Origin of the sequence: Burkholderia sp. Tr-20390 (genome assembly GCF_017104595.1) — a bacterium.
GTDB lineage: Bacteria > Pseudomonadota > Gammaproteobacteria > Burkholderiales > Burkholderiaceae > Burkholderia.
In genome coordinates, this window is the sequence record NZ_JAAGPC010000236.1 from 1 (window position 1) to 10,627 (window position 10,627).

Annotated in this window: 13 protein-coding genes; 8 read left to right on the forward strand and 5 right to left on the reverse strand. The window is 65.3% G+C overall.

Annotated elements, in window-relative coordinates:
- Positions 1-227 precede the first annotated feature (227 nt).
- From G3N98_RS35505 to G3N98_RS35515, 3 genes are all read right to left on the reverse strand, one after another.
- A complete protein-coding gene (locus tag G3N98_RS35505; protein ID WP_089472864.1) occupies positions 228-926 on the reverse strand; it encodes an energy transducer TonB in 699 nt (232 codons plus the stop codon).
- 813 nt (positions 927-1,739) lie between these two features.
- Positions 1,740-2,225: a YbaK/EbsC family protein gene (locus tag G3N98_RS35510; protein ID WP_031401741.1), complete on the reverse strand. Its 486-nt coding sequence runs from the start codon at positions 2,223-2,225 to the stop codon at positions 1,740-1,742.
- A 124-nt stretch (positions 2,226-2,349) separates the two neighbouring features.
- Positions 2,350-3,327, reverse strand: a complete 978-nt coding sequence (locus G3N98_RS35515; protein ID WP_206150740.1) for a cysteine synthase A — start codon at positions 3,325-3,327, stop codon at positions 2,350-2,352.
- Between the two features lie 143 nt (positions 3,328-3,470).
- Between G3N98_RS35515 and G3N98_RS35520 the strand changes: the two genes are divergently transcribed.
- Positions 3,471-3,959, forward strand: a complete 489-nt coding sequence (locus tag G3N98_RS35520; RefSeq protein ID WP_206150741.1) for an adenosine-specific kinase — start codon at positions 3,471-3,473, stop codon at positions 3,957-3,959.
- Between the two features lie 224 nt (positions 3,960-4,183).
- On the forward strand, positions 4,184-4,477 hold the full coding sequence (locus G3N98_RS35525; RefSeq protein ID WP_089472867.1) for a YciI-like protein: 294 nt from the start codon (positions 4,184-4,186) through the stop codon (positions 4,475-4,477).
- 7 nt (positions 4,478-4,484) lie between these two features.
- Here G3N98_RS35525 and corA read toward each other — a convergent pair whose 3' ends face one another.
- The gene (corA, locus tag G3N98_RS35530) at positions 4,485-5,462 is read right to left on the reverse strand and encodes a magnesium/cobalt transporter CorA (RefSeq protein ID WP_206150742.1); all 978 of its coding nucleotides are present in this window, start codon (positions 5,460-5,462) and stop codon (positions 4,485-4,487) included.
- Positions 5,463-5,642: 180 nt separating this feature from the next.
- Here corA and cydX point away from each other — a divergent pair, with 180 nt between their 5' ends.
- A complete protein-coding gene (gene cydX, locus G3N98_RS35535; protein ID WP_206150743.1) occupies positions 5,643-5,789 on the forward strand; it encodes a cytochrome bd-I oxidase subunit CydX in 147 nt (48 codons plus the stop codon).
- Positions 5,786-6,403, forward strand: coding sequence for an ATP-binding protein (locus G3N98_RS35540; protein WP_175239873.1), 618 nt, complete (start codon positions 5,786-5,788; stop codon positions 6,401-6,403). Before cydX ends, G3N98_RS35540 begins: the two co-directional genes overlap by 4 nt.
- A 96-nt stretch (positions 6,404-6,499) precedes the next feature.
- Here the strand turns inward: G3N98_RS35540 and G3N98_RS35545 are convergent, their stop codons facing one another.
- Entirely contained in the window at positions 6,500-7,600 is a 1,101-nt protein-coding gene (locus tag G3N98_RS35545) for a saccharopine dehydrogenase C-terminal domain-containing protein (protein WP_039357959.1), read from the reverse strand.
- A 248-nt stretch (positions 7,601-7,848) separates the two neighbouring features.
- Here G3N98_RS35545 and G3N98_RS35550 point away from each other — a divergent pair, with 248 nt between their 5' ends.
- The 4 genes from G3N98_RS35550 to G3N98_RS35565 all read left to right on the forward strand — a co-directional run.
- On the forward strand, positions 7,849-8,631 hold the full coding sequence (locus tag G3N98_RS35550; protein WP_206150744.1) for a hypothetical protein: 783 nt from the start codon (positions 7,849-7,851) through the stop codon (positions 8,629-8,631).
- Positions 8,632-8,678: 47 nt separating this feature from the next.
- Positions 8,679-9,119 carry a hypothetical protein gene (locus G3N98_RS35555; RefSeq protein ID WP_206150745.1) on the forward strand — a complete coding sequence of 147 codons (441 nt, stop codon included), beginning with the start codon at positions 8,679-8,681 and terminating at the stop codon, positions 9,117-9,119.
- 81 nt (positions 9,120-9,200) lie between these two features.
- Complete coding sequence (locus G3N98_RS35560; RefSeq protein WP_089440160.1) at positions 9,201-9,866, forward strand: response regulator transcription factor; 666 nt, start codon at positions 9,201-9,203, stop codon at positions 9,864-9,866.
- On the forward strand, positions 9,842-10,627 hold a 786-nt coding region (locus G3N98_RS35565; protein ID WP_277396941.1), incomplete at its 3' end, for a histidine kinase dimerization/phospho-acceptor domain-containing protein. The genes G3N98_RS35560 and G3N98_RS35565, both read left to right, overlap by 25 nt.

Here is a 10,627-nt window from a genome sequence, read left to right on the forward strand (position 1 = left end):
TGGCAAGCGGCGCGGCCTGCGCCGACGTGCCGGCCGCGCCGCTTGCCTGCGCGTGGGCGAGCTGCGGTGCAACGAACCCGTCGATTGCGGCGACGGACATCAGGATGCTTGCCGCCAGCGCGGCCAGTGAACGCTTCGTCATACCCCACTCCAGTTATTTCGGTGAACTTAGCACGTCAGTTCGAGATGGTTTTTCCGGCCCGGATCGCGCCGGGCCGCCCACTGCATCAATTCAGATTGAACGAAAACGGAACCTGGACCCGTACCGACTGGCCCTGCGCGACGCACTTGAAGCGCTTCACGGTGTTGAAGGCAGCACGATCGAGGATCGGATCAGCCGACTGCGCCACACGCTCGTTCGTGATGTTCCCTTCCGCATCCACGACGAACTCGATCGTCACGTCGCCGGTGATGTTGTTTTCCTGCGCCTCTTTCGGATACTGGATCGACGCGCGAAGCGTGTCCGAATTCGGGCAGACCACCCCCACGTCATGGCTGACGGGCTTGGCCGGCGCGGGAGGCGCCACGACCGGCGCCTGCACGGCGGGTGCGGACGGTACCGGGGCCGACTGATGCGTGATCGTCGCCTGCGGCGGCGCCTGCACCGGCACCTCCGGCGGCGGGACGAACGGCGGCGGCGGCGGCGCGAATTTCGGCGGCGGGAGCTTGACCACGGGCATCGGCGGAGGCGGCGGCGGCTTGACCGGCTCGATGATGCGGGTTTCGATCGGGTGCTGGATCACCTGCACGACTTTCGTCGCGAGTCCGTTGAGCAGCGCGTAGATCAGCACGACATGCAGCACCAGCACGATTCCGATGCCGCCGAACCGGCGTACCGGATTCTGTTGCTTCTTGCCGAACTCTCGCGGACGGCCCAGCGTAGCCAGTCCGCTGTTCGACGTAGCCAGACGTTCTTCGACTTTCATGCCCACTATCCATCCCCCAAGCGATTCGCCCAGTTTCGGATCGCTGCCGGCGGCGAAGCCAGGTCGGCATCGCCACCGCATCAATCCGAACATTTCATTTCAAATTCAATTAGCAATACGAATTGAAAGAATTCAATTCGAATGCCAATTCATTCTTTTTCAAGGAATCGTTCCGGCCGGCGCGGCCCGGTTATGCACCGGAAAAAACGCGCCAGCACGTTCAGGCAATTGTCAGCTGAGCGGGCGGCACCTTACATTTCGTATGACGACCCGCCGTTCGTTACACGGTGATGTCAATGGCGCCGTTCACTTGGGTGCAGACAATAGCAAGGAAAAAATTTTGACGTCAAACTTTATTTGATGCCCGAATACAAAGTTTGGAGGGTTTATTCAAATAATATTCCGGTAAGCACAAACCAATCTTTTATTATAAAAACGGTAATTGAATTGTATGGATATATGCGAAAACGGATATTAATCTGTTTCGACATAAATATCGGCATATTTCCCGCGCCGCACCAAAATGGGCTGCGCCGGAAGCGACCGGCAGCATACGCCCCTCCCCGCATCGGTCGTCGGATACGCTTGATCAACTGACTCGAACCGGCCGACACCGCGCCCTCGGAACGTCCGAAACACTGCGGATATCCGGAAATTTGATCTGCAATACGATGCAAATTTTCATGATGGCCCGGCACTCGACGAAACTCCGCAACAATTTCGCACATCGAATTAAATATCGCCCGACCACTTTCCGCCTCGATACGCGGCCGCGTCAGACACGCACCTACCAGCGCCCTTTCCCCGCGCGCGTCACGAGTGCATGCCCTGCATCTTGTGCGAGAAATGCGCGCGCTCGGCCGTCTCCATCAGCATCAGGAATTCGTCCTGCATCATGTGGATCAGCGCTTCGTGATCGCCGGCCTCGAAATAGACTTCCGGCTGCTGCGCGAGACGTTCCTCGAGAAACGTCTTCATGCCGTACGCCATGCACACCGGCGGCAACGCGCCCATGTCGCAATCCTTGAACAGCTCGCGCAACTCGACCTCCCGGGCGAGCACGAGATGGCGTCCCGTCTTCACCCAGAGATCCGACAGGCGCACGGCGTGCGTGGTCGGCAATACGGCGGCGACGTAGCCTTCGTCGTCTTCGAGGAGCACGGTTTTCGCGAGGCGATCGCCGGGAATATGCGCGGCGGCGGCCGTCTCCATGCTCGTATGGCTATAGGGGTGGTACACCACTTCGTACCGCGATGACTTCTGACGCAGGCAATCCTGCAGGGTGGCTGATACAGGCATGGCACACCTCGTCTTGGCGAAACGGGCGAACGGCGTTCGCACCGGATTCGTTCAGCATAGGTCGCATTCCGGCGGATGGAAAACCTCACCGCTCCCGCGCTTCGCACCGACTCGACACACGGGTTCAGTCCCCCGGATCCAGTCCCTTTTCACGTAGCCATTCCCGATTGAACAGCCGCGTGCGATAGATGTCGCCACGGTCGCACAGCAAGGTCACGATCGTTTGCCCCGGGCCCATCCGGCGGGCCAGCCAGACCGCCGCCGCGACGTTGATGCCGCTCGATCCGCCGACGTACAGCCCCTCCTCGCGCAGCAGCCGGTAGACCATCGTCACGCACTGCTGATCGTCGATCCGCACGGCATCGTCGATCGGCGTGTCCGCAAGGTTCATCGTGACGCGCGTCGATCCGATGCCTTCGGTGATCGAGCTGCCTTCCGCGCCGAGGTCGCCCGTTTTCACGTAACCGTAAAGCCCGCTGCCGTGCGGGTCGGCCAGCACGATCCGGACGTCCGGCTTCTGCTCTTTCAGATAACGGCTCACGCCGGCCAGCGTGCCGCCCGTCCCGGTCGCGCACACGAATGCATCGATCGTGCCTGCCGTATCGCGCCAGATCTCGGGCCCGGTCGTCTCGTAGTGCGCCTGGCGATTGACGACGTTGTCGAACTGGTTGGCCCACACCGCGTTGTCGAGTTCGTCCGCGAGCCGCCCGGCAATCTTCTGATAGTTGTTCGGGTCACGGTAGGGCGCCGCCGGCACCGGGCGCACCTCGGCGCCGAGCGTGCGCAGGATCGCCATCTTGTCCGGCGATTGCGTGTCGGGAATCACGATCACGCAGCGATAGCCGCGCGCCGCGCAGATATGCGCCAGGCCGATGCCGGTGTTGCCCGCCGTGCCCTCGACCACGGTGCCGCCCGGCTGCAGCACGCCACGCCGCTCGGCGTCGCGGATGATGTAGAGTGCCGCGCGGTCTTTCACCGACCCGCCCGGATTCATGAATTCCGCCTTGCCCAGGATCTCGCAGCCCGTCTCGGCGCTGAGCTTCGCCAAGCGAATCAGCGGCGTGCGCCCCACGCAATCGACGAAGCCTTGTCGCACGTCCATGTCGCCCTCCATTGCCTTCGCGCAGCGCGCGCCACACACAACGAAGGATAGGCCGCCCGCGCCGCTTTCGTCGCCGGCTGCAGCGTACTAAGCTTGAAGCGCCCATTGCGGCCCACGCGCCGCATCGCGAGACGAGGTCCGCCATGCTGCAACTGCAAACCGTTGCCGTCGACAAGCCCGAGACCGTGAACTTCATCCTCGGCCAGTCGCATTTCATCAAATCCGTCGAGGACATCCACGAGGCGCTCGTCGGCACCGTGCCCGGCATCCGCTTCGGGCTCGCCTTCTGCGAGGCGTCGGGCAAGCGGCTGGTGCGCCACTCCGGCACCGATGCGGCGCTCGTCGACCTCGCCTGCCGCAACGCCGGCGCGATCGGCGCCGGTCACGCGTTCATCGTGTTCCTCGGCGACGGATTCTTCCCCGTCAACGTACTCAACGCGATCAAGGCCGTGCCGGAGGTCTGCCGGATCTATTGCGCGAGCGCGAACCCGACCGAGGTGATCGTCGCGGAAACCGCGCAAGGACGCGGGATCGTCGGCGTCGTCGACGGCTTCGGGCCGCTCGGGGTCGAAAATGACGACGACATCCGCTGGCGCAAGGATCTGCTGCGCACGATCGGCTACAAGGCGTAAGGATCCTCCCCGCCCGCGGCCTGTAGACCTAGGCTGCATGGAAAGCGCGTTGCGGCCGGGATTTCAGGGCGAGCGATGCTCAGACCGTTAGTTGCATTTTCGACCACTGAAGCGCGCCGCCCTCCGCGTCGTGTCGCCGCCGTCCGCGTGCCCTATACTGCCCGCAGCAAACTGACTGACGGCGCGCTGACGCACCGGCCGCCGCGATTCTTCCCGGAGCCGCCATGCATTACCAGTTGACCTACGAACTCGTCGACGATTACCTGTCCCGTCGCGAACCGTTCCGCGCCCAGCACCTCGCGCTTGCGCAGGCTGCGACCGAGCGCGGCGAACTCGTGCTCGCCGGCGCGCTGTCGGACCCGGCCGACCAGGCCGTGCTCGTGTTCGAAGGCGATTCGCCGGAGGCGGCCGAGTCGTTCGCGCGCGCCGATCCGTACGTGCAGAACGGCCTCGTGAAATCGTGGCGCGTGCGTCCGTGGCGCGTCGTGGTCGGCAAGCATGCGCCGCCCCACGCGTGACGCGGGACTACAGCCACCCTGCCCGCTTGAAGCGCCACCACAACGCGAAGTCGGCCACGACCATCACGCCGATACAGCCGTAGAAGCCGTATTTCAGGTGCAGTTCGGGCATGTTCGCGAAGTTCATCCCGTAGATGCCGGCGATCATCGTCGGGATCGCGAACAGCGCGGCGAACGAGCCGAGCCGCTTCGTCACCTCGTTCTCGGCCAGCGAGATCATCCCGAGGTTGACCTGGATCGCCGTGACCACCATCTCGCGCCGCCCTTCGATCGTCTTCACGATCCGCTGCAGATGGTCGTACACGTCGCGAAAGTACGGCTCCATGCCGCTGCAGACTTGCGGAATGCGCCCGCCGGTGAGTTTCGCCAGCGGCTCGAGCAGCGGCGCCGTGTGCTGGTACAGCATCACGAGCCGGCGCTTCAGCGAATAGAGATCCTCGATGATCGCGCGCGACGAGGCGGGCGTGGCCTTCGCGAAGATGCGGTCCTCAAGCTGCTCGAGCTCGGTGCCGAGCGTTTCGAGGATCGGGAAATAGCGGTCGACGACCTGATCCATCAGCGCATAGAACACGAATGCCGAACCTTCCTGGAGCAGATGCGGCTCGCGCTCGCAGCGCTTGCGCACGTCGCGAAAATCGTGCTCGGTATGGTTGCGGATCGACAGCACGTAATTCGGGCCGACGAACACGTTCAACTCGCCGACATTGAATTCATCATCGTCGTCCAGCTCGACCGTATGCAGCACCGCGAACAGCGAGTCGCCGTACTCCTCGATCTTCGGCCGCTGATGCCCCTTGCGAGCATCCTCGAGCGCCAGTTCGTGCAGCCCGAATTCCTCGCCCATCAGGTCGAGTTCCTCGGGCGTCGGATCCTTCAGCGCGACCCACACGAAGCACTCGGGCTTCGACACGTAGCCGCTGATGGCGTCGATATCGATGTCGGCCAGCTTGCGGCCGTCCTGGTATGCAGCACAGTTGATCAGCATGGTGTTCGTGACGTTGCGGTTTGCGCATCAGTTTACCGGTTTGCTGCGCGGGCGGCCCGGCTTGCGCGGCTCGGCGATATTGGTCATGATCGGGCTGCGTGCGCCGCAGCATGCGCACCCGGACACTTCGGCCCCCCCAGCCGCACGGCCGTGCGGCCCAACCGTCAAGGAGACAGACCCATGTGGTATTTCTCGTGGATACTCGGCATCGGCGTGGCGCTCGGCTTCGGCATCATCAACGCGATGTGGCTGGAAGCGGAAGTCTTCTCGCGCGCCGACAAGCGCAACGGCGCGTCGGGCCCGCGCTCGGGGGGCAAGGCTTCGTGACGCATCTGGTGTTCTTCTGCGGTCACGCCGGCACCGGCAAGACCACGCTCGCGAAGCGGCTCATCGGGCCGCTGATGCGCGCGACCGGCGAGGCCTTCTGCCTGCTCGACAAGGACACGCTGTACGGCCGCTACAGCTCGGCCGCGATGGGTGCGCTCACCGAGAATCCGAACGACCGCGACAGCCCGCTCTACCTGAAGCACCTGCGCGATCCCGAATATCAAGGGCTGCTCGACACGGCCCGTGAAAATCTTGCGCTCGGCATCGGCGCGCTCGTGGTCGGCCCGCTGTCGCGCGAAGTGCGCGATCGCCGCATTCTCGATCGCGCCTGGCTCGGCATCGCGCCCGACGTCACGCTGACGGTCGTCTGGGTCCACACGTCGGAAGACGTCGCGCACCAGCGGATCGTCGCGCGCGGCAACCCGAACGATGCGTACAAGCTCGCGCACTGGGATGAATACCGGCAGCGCCGCTTCGTGCCGACCGGCCACGAATGCGACGGCATCGTGATGTTCGACAACACCGCGCCCTCCGACGCCGACGTCGAGGCGCTGCTGTACCGCATCGCGCCGCCTCCGCCCGCGGCCACGATCGTCCCGCCGCTGCCGGCCTGACCGGCCGCTCTTTTTCGTCACCCGCAAAAAACAACGCCGGAAGCGCTGTTGCGCTCCCGGCGTCGTACGGCCCTCGTGCCAGAGGCTGACGGGTGGTCAGGCCACTTCGTGCACGCGCTCCATCGTGCCGCCTTCGTACAGCTTGCCGAAGCGGTTCGACAGGAACGCCTTCAGCGACACCTTTTCCTGCGGGATGAAACCGCTCTGCGGCAGCTTCTTTTCGCGGAACAGATCCAGCACCGCGCACATCGCGCCGGCCGTCGTGATCTGGATCGCGCTCATGTGCATCCCGCACACGTCCTTCGCGAAGATCTTGCGCGTGAACACGTCCTGCACCAGCTGGCCGTCCTTCACGCCCGTCACCGTGATGAACACGAGCACGACGTCCTGCTTCGTCGACGGCACCGCGCGGCGCATGATCGACTTCAGCGTGTCGCGATCGGTCGACAGGCGCAGGTCTTCGAGCAGGAACTGCACGAGATCGCGGTGGCCCGGATAGCGCACCGACTTGTAGTCGAGCGTCTCGACCTTGCCCGACAGCGTCTCGCACAGCGTGCCGAGGCCGCCCGACGTGTTGAACGCTTCGTATTCGGTACCGTCGAGCGAGAAGTGCTCGAGGCCTTCCAGCGGCTGCACCCATTGCTTGCGACCGTCGCGGATCGCTTCGCACGGCTGGCAGTATTCGTTGATCAGGCCGTCGACGCTCCACGTCAGGTTGTACTTCAGCGCGTTGGTCGGATACTCGGGCAGCGCGCCGACGCGCATCTTCACGTCGCGCACTTCGCTGAAGCCGTTCACCAGTTCGTGCGCGGCGAGACCGATGAAGCCCGGTGCGAGGCCGCACTGCGGCATGAACGCACGGTCGGAGCCTTCGGCCAGTTCGCGGATCGCGTGGGTTGCGCGCACGTCTTCGGTCAGGTCGAAGTAGTGGACGCCGGCAGCCTTCGCGGCGGCGGCGACGTTGACCGCGAGGTAGTAAGGCAGCGCGTTGACGAGCGCATCGAAGCCCTTCACGGCTTCGCGAATCGCGTTTGCATCGGCCGAATCGACCCGTTGCGTCGCGATGCCTTCGCGCGACAGCTTCGCAAGCGCATCCGCATCACGGTCGAACGCGACGACTTCGTAGTCGCCCGTTTCACGCAGCATGTGAGCAATGGTGTGGCCGATCAGACCTGCGCCGACGATGGCGATTTTCATGCGCTTATCTCCTGATGATGGGTTGGTGTTGTGAACGGCGTTGAGCCATGAACACAGTGTAAGGACGCGCAAAATCAGTTCCAAGACGAAGAATGATGCGAAACGACCGATAATTTCGACGTTCCGACGATCCATTTCGTCGAAGTGTCGAAACGGCGCGTTTTTACCGCTGCCGGCCCCGCTATGGCTGGCCTAAGTCTTCCGTTTCAGACTGCATGCCGACCACCCGACTCCCAAGGAGGCACCGCATGCAATCCCTGCCCGCTCATCGCTCGCCGCACTGGCTGAACAAGGTGCCTGACGTCGCGCTGTCGTTCTGGATCATCAAGATCATGTCGACCACGGTCGGCGAAACCGGCGCGGACTTTCTCGCGGTCAACGCAGGGCTCGGCCAGACCGTCACGCGCATCGCGATGGCGTCGCTGCTGGCGATCGCGTTGTGGCTGCAATTGCGTACGCGCCGCTACGTGCCGTGGATCTACTGGCTCACGGTGGTGCTGGTCAGCATCGTCGGCACGCAGATCACCGACCTGCTCACCGACGGCCTGAACGTCAGCCTCTATGCGAGCACGGCCGCGTTTGCCGTCGCGCTCGCCGCGATCTTCTTCGTGTGGCATCGCGTCGAAGGCACGCTGTCGATCGACACGATCGTCACGCCGCGGCGCGAGCTGTTCTACTGGGCCGCGATCCTCTGCACGTTCGCGCTGGGCACCGCCGCGGGCGATCTCGCGACCGAGGCGCTCGGGCTCGGCTTCACGCTCGGCGCGCTGTGCTTCGGCGGTTTGATCGCGGCCGTGTTCGTGATGTGGCGGCTCGGCGCCAACGCGGTGCTCGCGTTCTGGATCGCGTACATCCTGACGCGCCCGTTCGGCGCATCGCTCGGCGACCTGCTCACGCAGGCCCGCACCTATGGCGGGCTCGGCTTCGGCGCCGCCTGGACGAGCCTGCTGTTCCTGACCGTGATCGTGCTGCTCGTCGCCGTCGCGCAGTTCGGCAGCGGCCCACGTACGCAGGCCGGCACCACCGAATGACGCCCTTTCCTTTCCGTTCTTTCCGTTCATCGAATCGAGGACACGCCATGCGCATCCCCCATCCCGTTTCCCGTCTCGCCGTTGCCGGGGCCACGATTGCCTTGCTGAGCGCCGCCGCCGGCTGCTCGAAGCAGCAGGATGCAATCGCAGCGACGCCGGTGCCCGCCTCGGCCGCCGCATCGCCTGCCGCGGCCCACGCATCGAAGCTCGGCGACCTGTCGCAGTTCCGCACGATCGCCGTCGACGTGAACACGCTCGTCGCCAAGGGCGACCTGCCCGGCGCGAAAACGCGCATCAAGGACCTCGAGATCGCGTGGGACTCGGCCGAAGCCGGCCTCAAGCCGCGCGCCGCCGCCGACTGGCACATGGTCGACCAGGAGATCGACCGCGCACTCTCCGCGCTGCGCGCCGATCATCCGACCCAGGCCGATTCGGCCGCCGCGATGAAGAACCTGCTCGCGGCGCTCGACCGGTTCAGCAGCAAATAAGGATCGCAGCACGCCGCCGCACGTGACGCCCGTGCGGGAATCGCATACGCTGGCGGCGTTTGCGCCGCACGGAGAACACGCATGCGAATACTGCTCGTCGAAGACGACCCGATGATCGGCGAGGCCGTCCACGCCGCGCTGAAGGACGCGTCGTACGCCACCGACTGGGTCACCGACGGCGTGCGCGCGTTGACTGCGTTCGCCGCGCAGCCCTACGACCTGGTCCTGCTCGATCTCGGCCTGCCCGGCCGCGACGGGCTCGACGTGCTGGCCGCCATCCGTGCGAAGGACGCCAGCGCGCCGCTGCTGATCGTCACCGCCCGCGACGGGCTCGACGATCGACTGGCCGGCCTCGACGGCGGCGCCGACGACTACATCGTGAAGCCGTTCGAGATGGCCGAGCTGCTCGCGCGGATTCGCGTCGCGATCCGGCGCCGGGCCGGTTCGGCCGCGCCGCTGTTGAGTAACGGGATCGTGTCGCTCGACCCGGCGACGCGCGAGGCCGCCGTCGACGGGCACGCGCCGGTGCCGCTGTCGAATCGCGAGTTCGCGCTGCTGCGCGCGCTGCTGGTGCGCCCGGGTGCGATCCTGTCGCGGCGCGAGCTCGAGGATCGCCTGTACGGCTGGGGCGAGGAAGTCGAAAGCAATGCGGTCGAATTCCTGATCCATTCGCTGCGCCGCAAGCTCGGCAGCACCGTGATCAAGAACGTCAGGGGTGCGGGATGGATGGTTTCAAGAAGCGCCTGAGCGAGTCGATCGGCTTCCGGCTGTCGGTCGCGCTGTCGGCCGCGATCCTGGTCGTCGCGACGGCCGCGGCCGCGTTCGCGTTTTCATCGGCATTCGACGAAGCGCACGAACTGCAGGACGACGTGCTGCGCGAGGTCGCGACGCTGCTCGACCGCGAGCACGCGTCGTCGCTCCATGCCGACGGCACCGGGCCCGCGCGCGAAAGCGACGAGCTGTCGCGCGTGTTCGTGCAGCCGCTCGGCAGTGCACCGCAACCGCAGCCGGGCAGTGACGGCACGCCGCGGCTCGCGCTGGCGCCGACGCTTGCCGACGGGCTGCATACGGTCGATGCCGGCGGCAGCACGTATCGCGTGATGGTCCGGACCTTCGCGAACGGCGAGCGCATCGCGGTCGCGCAGGAAGCCGGCATGCGCGACGATGTCGCACGCGAAAGCGCGTGGCGCACCGCGTTGCCGCTGTTGATCCTCGTCCCGATCCTGCTGCTGCTCGTCGCCGATCTCGTGCGCAAGCTGTTCCGCCCGGTGGCCGCGCTGTCCGCGGGCATCGATGCCCGCGACGAGCACGACCTGCGCCCGGTGCCGGCCGAGCGCGTGCCGGTCGAGGTGCGGCCGTTCGTCGTCGCGATCAACCGGATGCTGGAGCGCGTCGCACAGTCGGTCGCCGCGCAGCGCCGCTTCGTCGCCGATGCCGCGCACGAACTGCGCTCGCCGCTCACGGCGATGTCTCTGCAGGCCGAGCGCCTCGCCGAGGCCGACCTAGAG